The organism is Pseudomonas sp. ES3-33 (assembly GCF_000952175.1).
Classification (GTDB): domain Bacteria; phylum Pseudomonadota; class Gammaproteobacteria; order Pseudomonadales; family Pseudomonadaceae; genus Aquipseudomonas; species Aquipseudomonas gregormendelii.
On record NZ_JZRI01000074.1, the window covers coordinates 273,663 to 290,892 of the forward strand.

General features: G+C 60.4%; 15 protein-coding genes. 7 read left to right on the forward strand and 8 right to left on the reverse strand.

Features of this window, described 5'->3' with window-relative positions:
• Positions 1–90: 90 nt before the first annotated feature.
• From glpE to UB23_RS14355, 7 genes are all read right to left on the reverse strand, one after another.
• Positions 91–420 carry a thiosulfate sulfurtransferase GlpE gene (glpE, locus tag UB23_RS14325; RefSeq protein WP_045059966.1) on the reverse strand — a complete coding sequence of 110 codons (330 nt, stop codon included), beginning with the start codon at positions 418–420 and terminating at the stop codon, positions 91–93.
• A 33-nt stretch (positions 421–453) separates the two neighbouring features.
• Positions 454–1,338, reverse strand: a complete 885-nt coding sequence (locus UB23_RS14330; RefSeq protein ID WP_045059967.1) for a symmetrical bis(5'-nucleosyl)-tetraphosphatase — start codon at positions 1,336–1,338, stop codon at positions 454–456.
• Complete coding sequence (gene apaG, locus UB23_RS14335) at positions 1,338–1,718, reverse strand: Co2+/Mg2+ efflux protein ApaG (protein WP_045059968.1); 381 nt, start codon at positions 1,716–1,718, stop codon at positions 1,338–1,340. The genes UB23_RS14330 and apaG overlap by 1 nt, the downstream gene beginning before the upstream one ends.
• Before the next feature lie 114 nt (positions 1,719–1,832).
• Positions 1,833–2,651 (reverse strand): 16S rRNA (adenine(1518)-N(6)/adenine(1519)-N(6))-dimethyltransferase RsmA, encoded by an 819-nt coding sequence (gene rsmA / locus UB23_RS14340; RefSeq protein ID WP_045059969.1) that lies wholly within the window; start codon positions 2,649–2,651, stop codon positions 1,833–1,835.
• The gene (gene pdxA, locus UB23_RS14345; RefSeq protein WP_045059970.1) at positions 2,648–3,637 is read right to left on the reverse strand and encodes a 4-hydroxythreonine-4-phosphate dehydrogenase PdxA; all 990 of its coding nucleotides are present in this window, start codon (positions 3,635–3,637) and stop codon (positions 2,648–2,650) included. The genes rsmA and pdxA overlap by 4 nt, the downstream gene beginning before the upstream one ends.
• Positions 3,634–4,950 (reverse strand): peptidylprolyl isomerase SurA, encoded by a 1,317-nt coding sequence (surA, locus tag UB23_RS14350; RefSeq protein WP_045059971.1) that lies wholly within the window; start codon positions 4,948–4,950, stop codon positions 3,634–3,636. The genes pdxA and surA overlap by 4 nt, the downstream gene beginning before the upstream one ends.
• Positions 4,931–7,729, reverse strand: coding sequence for an LPS-assembly protein LptD (locus UB23_RS14355; protein ID WP_045059972.1), 2,799 nt, complete (start codon positions 7,727–7,729; stop codon positions 4,931–4,933). The genes surA and UB23_RS14355 overlap by 20 nt, the downstream gene beginning before the upstream one ends.
• 130 nt (positions 7,730–7,859) lie before the next feature.
• Between UB23_RS14355 and UB23_RS14360 the strand changes: the two genes are divergently transcribed.
• From UB23_RS14360 to UB23_RS14370, 3 genes are read left to right on the forward strand one after another with little or no spacing between them, the layout of a single operon-like run.
• Positions 7,860–8,879 (forward strand): aminoglycoside phosphotransferase family protein, encoded by a 1,020-nt coding sequence (locus UB23_RS14360; protein ID WP_045059973.1) that lies wholly within the window; start codon positions 7,860–7,862, stop codon positions 8,877–8,879.
• Positions 8,876–9,547 (forward strand): N-acetylmuramate alpha-1-phosphate uridylyltransferase MurU, encoded by a 672-nt coding sequence (murU, locus tag UB23_RS14365; RefSeq protein ID WP_045059974.1) that lies wholly within the window; start codon positions 8,876–8,878, stop codon positions 9,545–9,547. Before UB23_RS14360 ends, murU begins: the two co-directional genes overlap by 4 nt.
• Before the next feature lies 1 nt (position 9,548).
• On the forward strand, positions 9,549–10,316 hold the full coding sequence (locus UB23_RS14370) for a DnaJ domain-containing protein (RefSeq protein ID WP_045059975.1): 768 nt from the start codon (positions 9,549–9,551) through the stop codon (positions 10,314–10,316).
• Between the two features lie 5 nt (positions 10,317–10,321).
• Here the strand turns inward: UB23_RS14370 and UB23_RS14375 are convergent, their stop codons facing one another.
• Positions 10,322–11,308, reverse strand: coding sequence for an alpha/beta hydrolase family protein (locus UB23_RS14375; RefSeq protein WP_045059976.1), 987 nt, complete (start codon positions 11,306–11,308; stop codon positions 10,322–10,324).
• A gap of 73 nt (positions 11,309–11,381) precedes the next feature.
• Here UB23_RS14375 and UB23_RS14380 point away from each other — a divergent pair, with 73 nt between their 5' ends.
• From UB23_RS14380 to UB23_RS14395, 4 genes are all read left to right on the forward strand, one after another.
• Entirely contained in the window at positions 11,382–13,778 is a 2,397-nt protein-coding gene (locus UB23_RS14380) for a PAS domain-containing sensor histidine kinase (protein ID WP_045059977.1), read from the forward strand.
• Positions 13,779–13,921: 143 nt separating this feature from the next.
• Positions 13,922–14,563 (forward strand): response regulator, encoded by a 642-nt coding sequence (locus UB23_RS14385; protein ID WP_177328556.1) that lies wholly within the window; start codon positions 13,922–13,924, stop codon positions 14,561–14,563.
• A 335-nt stretch (positions 14,564–14,898) separates the two neighbouring features.
• Positions 14,899–16,023 carry an ABC transporter ATP-binding protein gene (locus UB23_RS14390; protein ID WP_045059978.1) on the forward strand — a complete coding sequence of 375 codons (1,125 nt, stop codon included), beginning with the start codon at positions 14,899–14,901 and terminating at the stop codon, positions 16,021–16,023.
• A 43-nt stretch (positions 16,024–16,066) separates the two neighbouring features.
• A complete protein-coding gene (locus UB23_RS14395; protein ID WP_045059979.1) occupies positions 16,067–17,110 on the forward strand; it encodes an ABC transporter substrate-binding protein in 1,044 nt (347 codons plus the stop codon).
• The last annotated feature ends 120 nt before the right edge of the window (positions 17,111–17,230 follow it).

A 17,230-nucleotide genomic window follows, 5' to 3' on the forward strand; every position in this document is an offset into this window, starting at 1 on the left:
TAAAGGCGAGATACGCAATTAGTTGTGGCAGACCGTTCGTCTGCCACGGCGCTAGCCCACAGTGGCTGGGGCTTACGCGTTACAAAAATATTATTCCGAGGTGCCTTGCGCGGTTTGCGCAGGATAAGTCGTACGCCACAGCTCAAAACCGCCATCCATGCTGTAGACATCGGAGAAGCCCTGGCTGATCAGATAAGCGGCCGCGCCTTGGCTGGAATTGCCGTGGTAACACACAACGACCGTCGGTGCATCAAGGTCGGCGCCCTGGATGAACGCGTGCAGGGAGTGGTTATCCAGGTGCCTGGAACCTGCGATGTGCAGCGCGGCAAAAGTAGCGGGGTCGCGGACGTCGACCACTACAGCGCCTTGTTCGCGCAGGGTTTGTGCCTGCTCTGGGGGGATACGTTTGAATTCGCTCATGGCGGGCTCCTGTGGCTCGGCTGAAAGCGTAGCCTAGCGCTGAATGCTGGCTGACGATGATGCGGTGAGTGTGGGGGCGATGGGCTCAGCGGCGACATGGCCGTGCGCGTCGCATTTGCAAGACAGGCGTTCGCCGGTGTCGACGTTCATCAGGGTCAGGGCGCCGCCCCAGACGCAGCCGGTGTCGAGGGCCGAGATGCCCGGCTCCACAACGTTGCCCTCCAGCGCTGCCCAATGGCCGAAGATGATCTTCAAGCCTTTGGTCTTGCGTTCTTTGTGCTGGAACCAGGGCTTGTAGCCCGGTGGTGCCGAGTCCAGGCCTTCCTTGCTCTTGAGGTCGAGCTTGCCTTCGGCCGTGCAGAAACGCATGCGGGTGAAATAGTTGGTGATTACTCGAAGGCGCGTGATGCCTTTGAGTTCGCTATCCCATTTCGCTGGTTCATTGCCGTACATGCCGTCGAGAAAGGGTGGCAACAGGTTGTCGTCGCGCAAGGCTGTCTCGACTTCGGCGGCACATTTCAAGGCTTTGCGCAGCGACCATTGTGGCGGGATACCCGCATGCACCAGCGCCATGTTGCGCTGTTCGTCGTAATGCATGAGCTTTTGCTGGCGTAACCAGTCCAGCAGGTCTGCGCAATCGGGCGCATCGATGATCTCACGCAGGGTGTCGCCTTTTTTCAGGCGCTCGATGTTCCTCCCGGCTGCCAGCAAATGCAGGTCGTGGTTGCCCAGTACGCATACCAGCGACTCGCGCATGCCGTAGAGGAAGCGCAGGGTTTCCAGCGACTGCGGGCCACGGTTGACCAGATCACCGACCAGCCATAGCCGGTCATGAGTCGGGTCGAAGACAACTTTTTTGAGCAGGCATTGCAGTGCGTCAAGGCAGCCTTGGAGGTCTCCGACGGCGTACGTTGCCATCAGTGCAGGGCTCCGGGCACCGCCAGGCGGAACGGCGCAATGACGGCGTCGAAGTGCTTGCCGTCGTCGGCAATCATTTCGTAGGTGCCCTGCATGGTGCCGACCTTGGAGGTCATGACCGTGCCGCTGCTGTAGGTGTGGCTCTTGCCTGGATCGATCAGCGGTTGCTGGCCGACGACGCCCGCACCGCGAACCTCCTCGACATGCCCGTCGCCATCGGTGATCACCCAGTGCCGCGACAACAGCTTGGCCGGTAGCTGGCCATTGTTCTGCACGGTGATGGTGTAGGCGAAGGCAAAGCGTTCGTGCTCGGGTTGCGATTGTTCTGCCAGATAGCGGGTGACGACGCTGACGTCGACCTGATAGCGAGGATCGGACATGCAAGAGGCCTTAAAAACGAAGCGGGACGCGGGGCGTAGCTGAGGGAGTCAGTCTAGGCCAAGTACCGGGTAGTAAACCAGACTGGCGTCCTACCCGATAGCGCTCATCGCTGGTCAGTCGGCAGCAGGTGCCTGGGGTACCTGCTCGCTGAGCTTGTCGGCCAGGCGCACGAAGGCGGCCAGGTCGAGTTGCTCCGGACGCAGGCTGCCATCAACGCCGGCGGCTTCGATTTCGTCATTGCTCAGCAGCAGCTTGAGGGTGTTGCGCAGGGTCTTGCGACGCTGGTTGAAGGCTTCGCGAACCACGCGCTCCAGCAGCTTGTGGTCTTTTGCCGGATGCGGGAGCACCGCGTGAGGCACCAGACGCACGATCGCCGAATCAACCTTGGGCGGCGGATTGAACGCGCCAGGGCCGACATTGAACAGATGCTCGACCCGGCAGTGATACTGAACCATGATCGACAAACGGCCCCAGTCTCCGCCCCCCGGGCCTGCCGCCATGCGCTCGACCACTTCTTTTTGCAGCATGAAGTGCATGTCGCGGATCAGGTGGGCGTTGTGTAGCAGGTGGAAGATCAGCGGGGTAGAGATGTTGTAGGGCAGGTTGCCGACCACACGCAGACTGGCAGGCGCTGCGTTCAGGCTGTTGAAGTCGAACTTCAGTGCATCGCCCTGGTGCAGGTTGAAATTGCTCTTGCCGGCAAACTGCTGGTTGAGGATCGGGGTCAGGTCCTTGTCCAGTTCCACCACGTCGAGCTGGCCGCCGCTGCTGAGCAGGCCTTGGGTCAGCGCTCCCTGGCCGGGGCCGATTTCCAGCAGGCGATCTTCAGCCTTGGCATGGATGGAGCGCAGGATGCGGTCGATGACGCCGGCATCGTGCAGGAAGTTCTGGCCAAAGCGTTTGCGCGCCTTGTGTTGGTAATGCTCGGTCATATACGGGTCTCGGCCATCTGGTAGGCGGTTTCCAGGGCGACTTGCAGGCTGCCGGTGTCGATTTTGCCGCTGCCGGCCAGGTCCAGGGCAGTGCCGTGGTCGACCGACGTGCGGATGATCGGCAAGCCGAGGGTCACATTGACTGCCGCGCCGAAGCCTTTGTACTTGAGCACCGGCAGGCCCTGGTCGTGGTACATCGCCAGCACTGCGTCGCAGTGCTCCAGATATTTGGGGGTAAACAGAGTGTCGGCGGGAAGGGGACCGCGAAGGTCCATACCCTCACCGCGCAAGCGCTCTAATGTAGGTTCGATGATGTCGATTTCTTCATGGCCCAGGTGACCGCCTTCACCGGCGTGCGGGTTGAGCCCGCAAACCAGGATGCGTGGCTGGGCGATGCCGAATTTCTCTTTCAGGTCGGTGTGCAGGATACGTGTCACGCGCTCCAGGCGCTCAGGCGTGATTGCGTCGGCAATCTCGCGCAGCGGCAGGTGAGTGGTGACCAGCGCCACGCGCAGGCCACGGGTCGCGAGCATCATTACCACTTGTGCCGTGTGGGTCAGGTCAGCGAGAAATTCCGTGTGCCCGGAAAAGGCGATGCCCGACTCGTTGATGACGCCCTTGTGTACCGGGGCGGTGATCATGCCGGCGAAATCCCCGTCCAGGCAGCCTTGGCCAGCGCGGGTCAGGGTTTCCAGGACGAAAGCGGCATTGGCCTTGTCCAGTTGCCCGGCAGTGACCTTGGCATTGAGCGGGGTGTCCCACACATACAGGCTGTTGGCTGGCGCCGGGGCGTCTGGCCAACTGTCCGGTGTCACTGCCAGCAGATTAACGGCCACACCCAGTTGCGCGGCCCGCTCAATGAGCAAGTCGCGGCTGGTGATGGCAATCAGGGGGTGTGGCTGGGCTTGCGAGGCGAGTAGCAGGCACAGGTCAGGACCTATGCCCGCCGGCTCGCCGGGTGTCAGCGCGAAACGTTTGGGGTTCACTGCGCTGCCTGGTCTGCACCAGGGAGTTTGATCTCGACGTACGCTTCGTCACGGATCTGACGCAACCAGGTTTGCAGCTCTTCGTCGTATTTGCGGTTACGCAGTACGGTCATGGCTTGCTGTTCGCGCGCCTGGTTGGTGCTGTCGGTAGCGCGGCGGCCCAGGACTTCCAGGACGTGCCAGCCATATTGAGTCTGGAACGGCTTGGACAGCTTGCCTTGTGGAGTATTGGCCATCACTTCGCGGAACTCTGGCACCAGGGCGTTCGGGTCGATCCAGTTGAGGTCGCCGCCGTTGAGGGCAGAACCCGGATCTTCCGAATAGCTTTTTGCCAGCTCGGCGAAGTCTTCGCCCGACTCGATACGGGTGTAGAGCGACTCGACCAGCGCCTTGGTCTTCGCTTCGTCACGGATCGGACTTGGCTTGACCAGGATGTGGCGTACATGCACTTCGTCACGCACCTGAGCTTCACCGCCACGCTTGTCGAGGATCTTCAGGATGATGAAGCCCCCTGGTGTGCGCATCGGCTGGGTCACGTCGCCCACGGCCATGGTGCTCAGCATGCGGTCGAACGGTGGTGGCAATTGAGCAGCTTTACGCCAGCCCATGTCGCCGCCTTCCAGTGCGGTTTCGCTGGCGGATTTGGCGATGGCCAATTGACCAAAGTCAGCGCCTTGCTTGAGCTGCTGGTAAACCGAGTCTGCCTGCTTGGCAGCATTCTGAATCGCTTCAGAGTTGGCGCTTTCCGGTGTAGGAATCAGGATGTTGGCCAGGCGGAACTCTTCGGACAGCTGCATCTTGCCCAGGTCGGAAGCGAGGAAGTTCTTCACTTCCTGCTCGGACACCTGGATGCGCTCCGCCACACGGCGCTGACGCACGCGGCTGATGATCATTTCGCGACGAATCTGCTCACGTGCGTCATCGTAGGACAGGCCGTCACGTGTCAGGGCGGCGCGGAACTGATCCACCGACATGTTGTTGCGCTGTGCGATGGTGCCGACAGCCTGGTTCAGTTCTTCATCGGTAATGCGGATGCCGGAGCGTTCGCCGATCTGCAACTGCAGGTTTTCGACGATCAGGCGCTCAAGAACCTGCTGGTCCAGCACACCAGGCGGCGGCGCGGCGGCGCCACGCTTGGCGATGGTTTGCTGAACTTCATGAACCCGTTGATCCAGCTGGCTCTGCATGACCACGTCGTTATCGACGATGGCCACCACTCTATCGATGGACTGCACCGCGGCGTTGGCCGCGGTACCCAGGAACAGCGCGCCCAGCATGAGCGGGCGCAGACAATCAGAAAGCTTGGTCTTCACGTTCACGATAACCTTGGATGCCTTTGTCGAGGAAGCTCTCTACTTTGGCGCCGGTGAGGCCGCCGAGTCCCTTCAGAACAATTTGGAGGAAGACGCCATGGTCGCCTTTTTCGTTTTGCGGAGCGTCTTGACTGGTTTCGTCGTAGTCAACCCAGTAACGGTTGATCACGCGCAGTTTCCAGCAGCAGTTGTCGTACTCAAAGCCACCAAAGGCTTCCAGGGTACGGTTGCGGTTGTAGTCATACTGCCAGCGGCTGATAGCGTTCCATTGCGGCACGATCGGCCAGATAACCGAGAAGTCGTGCTGCTGGATCTTGTAGTAGTCCTTCACGTAGCCCGGCGTGCCAGGGGTTCCGTAGTCACCGCCACCAACCTGCCATTTACCGGAGGTTTGGTCGTAACGAACCTGGTCATTGCGATAACGATAACCGGCGTTGATGACCTTGTTCGGGTTGTCTTCAGGCTGGTAATGGAACATCGCGCTACCCGAGCGAGGGCTGCGGCTGTCCGGGTCCCAGTTGTAATCGGCAGTGGTGCGCCAGTCACGGTTCCAGCGGTATTCGTATTCCAGTGCGTAGGGCGAAACATTGGATCTCGCGTCATCACGGGTCTTGGCATCGATACCCGGCAACTGGACTTCACGGTCCTTGAAGTAGAGCGCCTGGCCGACGCTGATACGCTGACGTTCAAAGCCGTTTTCTTCGATCCAGCGGCTGGTGACGCCCAGGGACAGTTTGTTTTCGTCGCCGACCCGGTCGGAGCCGGAGAAGCGGTTGTCACGGAACAGCGACGAATAGTTGAAGGTATATTCGCTGGTGTCGAAGACAGGAATATCTTCCTGATCCGTCTCAGGCACATATAGATAGAACAATCGCGGTTCAAGAGTCTGGTTGTAGTTCTTGCCAAACCACGTGGTTTTGCGATCGAAATAAAGGCCGCTGTCAATACTAGCAATCGGCACGCCACGGTTCTGATTGGTGTCGAAGGTGCCGTTGAGCTTGTCCTGTTCCGCATTCTGGGTGGCAATTTGAGATTTGCCGATACTGTCCAAGTCAAGTTGATACTGGGTGTACTGATACTTCAGCGTTGGCTTCAGGAAACCGTATGACCAATCCAGTGGCAAGCTGACGGCAGGCGCCAAATTTAAACGATCGCCGGTAGCGCGGGCGAGGCCGGTAACATTATTGTCCAGACGGGGAGTCACAACGCCATCTTCGTCCGAGAAATCGCCGTTTTTCAAATCACGGTCGAATCGCACGAGTTCAGTGTCATAGGTGAAATTCAGGCCGCCTGGAGTATAGGGCAGCGCACCGTTGAAGGTGATCTGCGGCAAACGGTCGTACGGAGTGATGTCCGACACAGTAGCAAGTTGATAAGCCTGAGCGTTCACGCGAGCGGTATAGCTATCACCGCGGTACGTCACCGACCCCTGCTGATTCACATAATCCGCGCTTTTCACGCCAATCTGGTCAGTCTGCAGATCCTGGAAGTAATAAGGATCGCTGATCTTGGTGTAATCGACCTGCGTGAGAACACGCGAGTCGAGGCCACCCTTGTGCTGCCAGTTGTACATGTAGCGGGTTTTTTCGTAGTCGGTCTGTTTGCTGCGCTCGGTGTCGTCGTCGTTCAGGTACGCGGCGCCGAACTGTCCTTCGCTGGACGGCGTCAGGTAGCGGAACTCGCCTTCCATCAACAGGCCGCGCTTGCTCATGTAGCGTGGGTACAACGTGGCGTCGTAGTTCGGTGCCAGGTTGAAGTAGTACGGAGTTACCAGCATGAAGCCGGTATCGGTGCCCGTGCCGATGGTCGGCGGCAGGAAGCCGGACTGGCGACGGTCGTCGATCGGGAAATAGATGTACGGCGTGTACAGGACCGGAATGTCCTTGACCCGCAAGGTCACGTTGGTCGCGGTACCGAAGCCGGTGGCCGGGTTCAGGGTGATGTTATTACCCTTGAGCTGCCAGGCATTGCTGTTCGGTTCGCACGTGGTGTACGTACCGTCCTTGAGGCGGATGATCGCGTTTTCGGCACGCTTGGCGTACAGGGCGCTACCGCGGATACGGGATTTGTGCAGAACGTATTCGGCGTTGTCGACCTTGGCTTCACCGGTGTCCAATTGTACATCGGCGTGATCGCCAACGATCAGGGCACCATTGTCGCGAATGCGCACGTTGCCGCTCAGCTCACCGCGGCTCTCGGCCTGGTACAGGTTGGCTTCGTCGGCTTCGACCTGCATGCTGCCCTGGCGCATGACGACGTCACCGGCCAGTGCTGCAACCTGTTCTTCCTGCTTATAGCGAGAGGCCTTGGCGCCGATAAAGGTCGGGGCGTCACTTTTATTCGTCTTGTCATTCATGCCAGGACGAGTGGGTTCGATATAGGAACCCGAGCAGTAAGGGCCGGTTTCAGCCAATTGCGCTGCGGTGAGGTTCTCGCGCGGAACCCAGTCGAGGTGACTGTAGTCTGCACTGCGAGACTTCAGGCCGCGGCCCTTGGCTTCGGTCACCAGTGCCGGTTTGGCGCCGGTGTCGTCGCTCGTACCGCTGTCGGCAGGCGTCTCGCCGCTTGCACTTACCGCGCTGCCGTCATGGACGGGGCGAGGTGGCAAAGCAGCGGCTGGGGATTTTGGCGCACAGTCCCAGGCACCCGAAGCAGAGACTGAGCAGTCATACTGTTCCGCGGCGACCACGAACGAAGTGGCTAGAGGTTGAAGGGCCAGCAGACTGCCGGTAACCAACAACGGAAATTTTTTACGAAACGCGGGGGATTTCAATGCCATCTTATTAGTCCGGGCTTCCTGCGTGCCATCTGCCCGCGGTGTGGGCCGCACGCCTCTCGATGGTCTGAAAAAGATGCTGGATAATAAAGCATGACCCGCTTGACGGCTAGCGCCGTCGGAGACCCTTGCAATGCCTGACCAAGATGTACGTTTGCAACACCTGAAAGTTTGGCTCGAAGAACAGTTGGCCACCCTCTTTGCAGAGCAGGGCTGGGGAGCCGTACCCCCAGCCACGTTGACTGCGGCCAGTAGCGATGCGAGTTTTCGGCGCTATTTCCGCTGGGAGGGCGCGGGCCGCAGCTTTATCGTGATGGATGCGCCGCCGCCCCAGGAAAACTGCAAACCCTTCGTTGACATCGCTTTTTTGCTGGCGAAATCCGGCATCAATGTGCCGAAAATTTACGCCGAAGACCTGGAACGCGGTTTTCTTTTGCTCAATGACCTGGGCAACAAGACCTACCTGGACGTGATCGACAGCGAAAATGCCGACGATTTGTTCAAGGATGCCTTGCAAGCCTTGCTGGCCTTTCAGCAACTGCCAATGGTGGCGCCGCTGCCAAGTTATGACGTGGCCTTGCTGCGCCGTGAGCTGGAGTTGTTCCCGGACTGGTATGTGAAGCACGAACTGGGCGTCGAATTCGACTCCACCCAGCAGGCACTGTGGCAGCAGGCCAGCGACCTGTTGATCGACAGTGCGCTGGCGCAGCCAAAAGTCCTGGTGCATCGCGACTATATGCCGCGCAACCTGATGCTCAGCGAACCGAATCCCGGCGTGCTGGATTTCCAGGATGCGGTCTACGGCCCCGTCACTTATGACGTCACTTGCCTGTTCAAAGACGCTTTTCTCAGCTGGCCCGAAGAACGCGTACGCGGCTGGCTCGAAGATTACTGGCAGCAGGCCGGTGCCCTGGGCATTGCGGTGCAATCGGACTTCGAAAGCTTCCTGCGCGCCAGCGACCTCATGGGCGTGCAGCGTCATCTGAAGGTCATCGGCATCTTCGCCCGCATCTGTCACCGTGATGGCAAACCCCGCTACCTGGCCGACGTGCCGCGCTTCTTTGCTTATATAGATGCTGTGGTCGCTCGCCGGCCGGAACTGGCGGATCTGGGTGCATTGCTTGATAGCTTGCGTGCCGGAGTTCAAGCATGAAGGCGATGATTCTCGCGGCAGGCAAGGGCGAACGGATGCGCCCGCTGACGCTGACCACTCCCAAACCGCTGGTGCGTGCCGGCGGCATACCGTTGATCGAATATCATCTCAAGGCGCTGGCGATTGCCGGTTTTACCGAGATTGTGATCAACCATGCCTGGCTCGGCCAGCAGATCGAGAACTACCTGGGTGACGGATCGCAATACGGCGTGCGGATTCACTACTCGCCTGAAGGCGAACCGCTGGAGACCGGCGGCGGCATGTTCCGAGCGCTGCCATTGTTGGGTGACGACGCTTTCCTGGTGGTCAACGGCGATATCTGGACCGACTATGACTTCAGCGTGTTGAAACACCCCATCGACGGGCTGGCGCACCTGGTGCTGGCGGACAACCCCGCGCATCACCCTGCCGGGGATTTCAGCCTGCGCGACGGGCTGGTGCGCGACGGGCAAGCAGATGATGCGACGCTGACCTACAGCGGGATTGCGGTGCTGCACCCGCAGTTGTTCAAAAATTGCTCAACGGGTGCGTTCAAGCTGGCGCCGTTGCTGCGCGCGGCCATGACGCAGGGGCAGGTGACTGGTGAACGCCTCGATGGACGCTGGGTAGATGTCGGCACCCACGAGCGCCTGGCAGAAGTGGAAACCTTGATAGAAGCGAGTCGCTGAGATGCTGTGGCCAGGGACTCTGATTGGAGCCGGGGCGGGCTTTGCCATCGCCAGCATTCCGGGGGCCATGCTCGGCGCGCTATTGGGGCAGGCGCTGGACCGGCGTCTACAGCTGCAGAGCTGGGGACACTTGCGGGAAAAGCTCGGCGGCCGGCCAGTCCTGCGCAACGATGAACTGCTGTTCATCCTGCTCGGGCGGTTGGCCAAATGCGATGGACAGGTGGTGGCAGGTCACATTCAGCAGGCCCGAGAGGAGATGCGATCGCTGGAAATGACCGAGTCCGCGCAACGCCGGGCGATTGTCGCATTCAATCGCGGCAAATCAGGACATGACCGGCTGCGCGGATACCTGCAACGCCTGAGCGCCCAACCTTTCGCTGCCGAAGGCGTGTTGCGCGCCTGTTGGCGCATGATCTGGGCGGATGGGCGTGCCGGTCGCAGTGAGCTGGAGCTGATTGCCCAATGGGGTCGTTGGCTGGGCTGGACGCCACAGCAGGTGCAGGCCCTGGCGAGCGAATATGAACCGCAGAAACGACCTGCGATCAGCAGCGCGCTGACCTATCAGGACGCGATGCGGCTGCTGGGGGTGTCGGCTACCAGTGAGCCGGCGCAGATCAAGCGCGCCTACCGTCGTCTGCTGAGTCGGCATCATCCGGACAAGATCGCCGGCAGTGGGGCAACCACGTTGCAGGTGCGCGAGGCGACGGACAAAACCCGCGAGTTGCATAACGCCTACACGGTAATCCGTCAGCGTCGGGATTTTCGCTAGCGTTTTCATCCCGCCGGCTGAGGGCTCAACCAACCCCGCACCCGGCGGACCAGCTGCTCTTGTTGATCCTTGGCATTTCCTGGCAAGGCTTTCAACGAAACCTGGCTGAACGCTGCCGTCTTCAGCCGCTTGCTCGCCTGCAATCGCTTGAGCGCTTCATCGCGGTCCAGCGGCTTGTCCATGTAGAAAATATCTGCGGTGGGCAGTTTGAGCGTCGAGGTCAGCTCGACCAGCTCGGGCTTGGTGGATGCCGGCGTCTTGACCGCGACCATTACCAGCTTCTCGACCTGCGGTGGCTGCTTCTCGCTCAGGTATCGGGCTGCCCAGTAGCCGCCGGTGCCATGTCCCAGCACGACGATGCTGCGAGCGCTTTGCCCTTCGGCGTAGGCCACTGCCGCGTCTATTCGCGCGAAAATCCGTTCGGCATCGACCCTTCGCTGTTCGTCGACGCTTTCGACCACAGCCTTGTCTGCCACATCGGCCTCGCCGCCGGCGGCCTGTTCGATGGGCGTGGAAGTGGTCGAATCCTTGGTCCCTGTGTCAGGGGCCTTGATCGCCGGGGGCACTTCGAGGACGCGAGGGGCAATGGCGTCGCTTTGCAGGTCTGGCAAGGTGATACTCAGGCTGCTCCAGCCGGCATCCGGTAATTTACGACGCAATGGGCCGATCGCTTGCGGTGAGTCAGCTGTCTCGCCGACGCCCGGGACGATAATCACCGCACCTTTGGGCTCTGCAGTATTCGCCGGCTTCCACAGCGCCAGGAAGGTCTCGCTGCCCGCTTGCAGCTGTTGCTGTTCCTGAGCGGGCAAGGTGCGTTCGAGTGCGGCCGCGTCTTCCTGACTACGCTCAAGCAGCGGTTGGCGTTGCGTTGGCGCAGATGCAGCAGGGGAATCAGCAGCAGGGGCCGGGTCGGCCGCCTTGACGGAAAACGCGCAAGGCAGGATCAGCGACAGGCACAATGCTGGCAGTGCCAGGTGGTAGACAATGGGCATCGGATATTCCAGGCCAGAAGTGATTCCGGCAGCCTAATGGGTTAGTCAGTATTTGTCAGTGTGTGGGGCTTTAATGATGGTTGTGCGCTGCCTGTTAATGATTGCCTGTCTGTGCTTTTCCCTGGCGGGTTGGGCGGCCTCCGCGCCTTCCGAGCATCTTGCGCAACTGTCGCCGGCGCAGCGCCAGTGGTTGGCCAGTCATGGCGAGTTGCGCGTCGGGGTGGTGCTGCAAACGCCTTATGCCCAATACGATCGGCGCTTGCAGCGGCTGTCCGGGGTCAATGTCGAGCTTATGAAGTGGGTGGCCAAATCCCTCAAGGTCGAATTGAGCTGGCGCAATTTCCCCGACCTGGCGCAACTGGAGGCGGCGGCCCGAGAAGACGAAATCGACATTGCCCCTGGGCTGACGCAAACCCCGGGAGGTCTGCGGCTATGGCAGTTTTCCGACCCTTATATGCGGGTGCCCCAGCTGGTGGTCAGTGATCAGAAGAGCGCTGGCGTGGTAGAGCTGGAAAAACTCGATAGCCAGACCCGGGTGGCGGTGCGCATGCCAGGTGCGACTGCTGACTATCTGCGCGGCAATTACCCGCATCTGAATTTGCAGGGCGTGCCGATCGAGCGCCAGGCCTTGCAACTGCTGCTGAGCCAGCAGGCCAGCTACGCAGTAGTCGATGAGGCGCAGCTCGGTCGATTGTCCGCCGAACCGGAGTTCGCCGGACTGGTGGTGGTGGGTGACATTGGCTTGCCGCAGTTGCTGCGGGTTGCGACCCGCCGTGACTGGCCTGAACTGGCAGGCATCGTCGAGGCGGCGTTGCGGGCGATTCCGGCCAAGGACCTCGAACAGTTGCACAACCAGTGGCTGCAGCCCAAATACCCTCGGCTGGCCGAGTCGCCAGGCTTCTGGCAAAACCTGTGTCTGTTGTTTGCGGTGCTGATGTTCAGCAGCATGGCCATCGTCTTCTGGCAACGGCGCCAACAGCACAGTCTGGAGCAGCGGCTGGTCGCGGCACGTGAAGACATTGCCTTGCGTGCAGCCAGCGAAGAAGCGCTGCGGCTCACGCAGTTTTCCATCGATCAAAGTACGGTCGGCATTCTGTGGGTGAATTGGGACAGCCATGTGCGCTATGCCAACCGTGCAGCCGAGACCATGCTGGGTTATGCCGCCGGCGGAATCATTGACCGGCCATTGATCGATTTCGAACCCGGCCTGCACATGGATCGCTGGCTGAACCTGTGGAAGCGAGCCCGTGCCAGCGAGGAGGGGCCGCAAAGTTTCGAAACCAACTGCGTGCGGGCGGACGGCAGTATCTTGCCAACGGACGTGTCGTTGAGCTTCCTGCGATTTCGCGAAGGCGAGTACCTGGTGGTTTACCTCAACGACGTCACTGAACGTCGCCGTGCCCTGGCCGCACTGCAGGAAAGTGAAGCGCGGCTGCAGGGGATCGCCGCCAACGTCCCGGGATTGGTCTTTCGCCTGGAGCGGGCGCCGGTGACAGGGCAGATCGACTTTGCCTACATCAGTGAAGGCAGCGAAACCCTGGTCGGTTACTCCCCGGCGACTCTCGCCCATCGCGACAAGGGCCTGCGCAGCCTGGTGCATCCGGATGACAAAGCCAGCTACCACAGGACCCAGGACCTGGCGCTGGACACCGACAGCGACTGGTCATGGCAAGGACGAATTCTTACCCGCCAGGGCGAACAGCGCTGGGCCGAGATCAAGGCGATTACCCGTCGACTGGAAGACGGCGCCTACGTCTGGGATGGCATCGTCTGGGACATCAGCGAAAGCAAGCGCATCGAACTGGAGCTGGCCAGCTCGCGCGAGCAGCTACGGGAGTTGTCCGCGCACCTGGAAAGCGTGCGGGAAGAGGAGAAAGCGCGAATTGCCCGGGAGGTCCACGACGAGCTGGGGCAAATGCTCACCGTGCTGAAGCTGGAGACCTCGATGTGCGAACTGTCCTACGCGCAGCTTGATCCTGGCCTGCAGGATCGCTTGAACAGTATGAAGCGCCTGATTGCACAGTTGTTCCAGCTGGTTCGGGACGTGGCGACAGCGTTGCGCCCGCCAATTCTCGACGCCGGGATCGCTTCGGCGATTGAATGGCAGGCCCGGCGCTTCGAAGCGCGCACCCATATTCCCTGCCTGGTGCAGGTGCCGGACAACCTGCCAGTGCTCAGCGACGCTATGGCCATTGGACTGTTCCGGATCCTTCAGGAAGCGTTGACCAATGTCATGCGTCATGCCCAGGCGCATACTGTCGAACTGACGCTGGTTCGCGAGGGCAACGAGTTGCTCATGACGGTCAGCGATGATGGCGCAGGATTTGTCGCCTCAACCGGTCGGCCTACTTCCTTTGGCGTGGTGGGCATGCGCGAACGGGTGTTGATCATGGGCGGCGAGTTGTCGCTTGAGAGTGAGCCGGGTGAGGGTACGACGCTGATGGTGCGAGTGCCGCTGGATGGGGCCTGAAGGTTTGTGTTGTCAATGATGAAGCCTTCGCGAGCAAGCCCGCTCCCACAGCAGTTGGAGTGTAATAGGGATCTGTGCCTCGACCCGGTCTCCCTGTGGGAGGGGTTTTGCTCGCGAATGATCCTGGATCTGAAACAAGAAGAATGGAGAACAATGTGATCCGTGTACTGGTAGCCGAAGACCACACCATTGTCCGCGAAGGCATCAAGCAGTTGATCGGCCTGGCCAAGGACTTGCTGGTGGTAGGGGAGGCGAGCAATGGCGAGCAGTTGCTCGAGACCCTGCGTCATGTTCCCTGCGAAGTGGTGCTGCTTGATATCTCCATGCCCGGGGTCAATGGGCTGGAAGCCATTCCGCGGATTCGCGCGCTGAACAATCCCCCGGCCATCCTGGTGCTATCGATGCATGACGAGGCGCAAATGGCCGCCCGCGCTTTAAAAGTAGGCGCGGCAGGCTACGCGACCAAGGACAGTGACCCGGCGCTGCTGCTGACGGCCATCCGCAAGGTCGCAGCGGGTGGGCGCTACATTGACCCCGACCTGGCTGACCGAATGGTCTTCGAGGTGGGGCTGACCGATTCGCGGCCGCTGCATTCGCTGCTGTCAGAGCGTGAATTCTCGGTGTTCGAGCGCCTGGCCCAGGGCGCCAACGTCAACGACATTGCCCAGCAACTGGCGCTGAGCAGCAAAACCATCAGCACCCACAAGGCGCGGTTGATGCAGAAGCTCAACATCACCTCCCTGGCGGAGCTGGTGAAATATGCGATGGAGCACAAACTCCTCTAATTGCGCTAAACCCCGTAGGAGCTGCCGAAGGCTGCGATCTTTTGATCTTTCCTTTAGGAGCCACAATCAAAAGATCGCAGCCTTCGGCAGCTCCTACGGGGATATGTGGCGACATATCTATCTGCGACATCCCTTCAAGCCGCTTTTGCCTGTGCTTCAAGCCTGTAGCTGGCAAGGTGCCGGTGCATTTGCCCAAACGCGCCATCCTTGTAGGGCAATCCCTACCCCCAACCTTCCAGCCGGCTGAGGCGATTCTCTCCTGCCCCCCGATTTGCGTGGTCCCCAGCGTCCACTAGGCTTAGTCCACAGCAGTCATCAACAACAAAGGTGTGGGTATGAGCCAGGTCGATTCAAGCGCAGGGGCCAGCGACATTCTGGTCAGCTTTCGTGGAGTGCAAAAGAGCTACGACGGCGAGAACCTGATCGTCAAAGACCTCAACCTGGATATTCGCAAAGGCGAATTCCTCACGTTGCTCGGGCCGTCCGGCTCCGGCAAGACCACCAGCCTGATGATGCTCGCCGGTTTTGAGACCCCGACCGCTGGCGAAATCCTGCTGGCCGGGCGCTCCATCAACAACGTGCCGCCGCACAAGCGTGACATCGGCATGGTGTTCCAGAACTACGCGTTGTTCCCGCACATGACCGTTGCCGAGAACCTTGCGTTCCCGCTGAGCGTGCGCGGCCTGAACAAAAGTGATGTCAGCGACAAGGTGAAAAAAGTCCTGAGCATGGTTCAGCTCGACGCCTTCGCCCAACGCTATCCGGCGCAGCTGTCTGGTGGCCAGCAGCAGCGCGTGGCCCTGGCCCGGGCGCTGGTGTTCGAGCCGCAACTGGTGCTGATGGACGAACCGCTGGGCGCACTGGACAAACAACTGCGCGAACACATGCAGATGGAGATCAAGCATCTGCACCAGCGCCTGGGCGTGACCGTGGTCTACGTGACCCACGACCAGGGAGAAGCGTTGACCATGTCGGACCGCGTGGCCGTGTTCCACCAAGGCGAAATCCAGCAGATCGCCCCGCCGCGCAGCCTCTACGAAGAGCCGAAGAACACCTTCGTCGCCAACTTTATCGGTGAGAACAATCGCCTCAATGGCCGCCTGCACAGCCACACCGGTGACCGCTGCGTGGTCGAGTTGGGCCGTGGCGAGAAGGTTGAAGCCCTGGCAGTGAACGTCGGCAAGACCGGCGAGCCAGTCACGCTGTCAATTCGCCCGGAGCGCATAAGCCTCAACGGTTCGAGCGAATCCTGCGTCAACCGCTTCTCAGGACGGGTGGCGGAATTCATCTACCTGGGTGACCACGTCCGGGTACGCCTGGAAGTCTGCGGCAAGACCGATTTCTTTGTTAAACAGCCGATAGCCGAGCTCGATCCCGCGCTGGCCGTTGGTGACGTAGTACCGCTTGGCTGGCAAGTCGAACACGTTCGCGCGCTCGACCCACTTCTAGAGGCGAATTAATCGCCCCCTGCAACACCAACCCTGCACGTGGAGAACAATATAAATGTTGAAATCCCTGAAATTCACCGCCCTGGTCATGGGCATGATCGGTGCGGCACACGCAATGGCGGCAGGTCCCGACCTGACTGTCGTGTCCTTTGGCGGGGCGAACAAGGCGGCGCAGGTCAAAGCCTTCTACGCACCTTGGGAAGCGGCGGGCAACGGCAAGATCGTGGCGGGCGAATACAATGGCGAGATGGCCAAGGTCAAGGCCATGGTCGACACCAAGAGCGTGTCCTGGGACCTGGTGGAAGTTGAATCGCCAGAACTGTCCCGCGGCTGCGACGAAGACATGTTCGAGCAACTCGACCCGGCACTGTTCGGCAAGACCGAAGACTACGTCAAGGGCGCCATCCAGCCGTGCGGCGTAGGCTTCTTTGTGTGGTCGACCGTGCTGGCCTACAACGCCGACAAGCTCAAAACCGCGCCGACCAGTTGGGTGGATTTCTGGGACACCAAGCAGTTCCCGGGCAAGCGTGGCCTGCGTAAAGGCGCCAAGTACACCCTGGAATTCGCCTTGATGGCCGACGGCGTAGCGCCCAAGGACGTCTACAAAGTGCTGGCGGGTAAAGACGGTCAGGACCGCGCGTTCAAGAAGCTCGACGAGCTCAAGCCAAGCATCCAGTGGTGGGAAGCGGGCGCACAACCGCCGCAGTACCTCGCTTCGGGTGATGTGGTCATGAGCTCGGCGTACAACGGCCGCATCGCCGCCGTGCAGAAGGAAAGCAACCTGAAGGTCGTGTGGAACGGTGGCATCTACGACTTCGATGCCTGGGCCATTCCTAAAGGTCTGGACAAGGCGCGTGCTGAAGCGGCGAAGAAATTCATCGCGTTCTCGGTGCAGCCACAGCAGCAGAAGACCTACTCGGAAAACATCGCCTACGGCCCGGCCAATACCCAGGCCGTACCGTTGCTGGCCAAGGATGTCCTGAAGGACATGCCGACCACCCCGGAAAACATCGCCAACCAGGTGCAGATCGACGTCAGCTTCTGGGCTGACAACGGTGAGCAACTGGAGCAGCGTTTCAATTCCTGGGCGGCCAAGTAGGAGCTGCCGAAGGCTGCGATCTTTTGATCTTGATCTCCAGCGATCTCAAGGCCGCCAAAAGATCGCAGGCTGCGCCAGCTCCTACAGGGGGCGGCGTGTTTCATGAATGTTGATGTAATG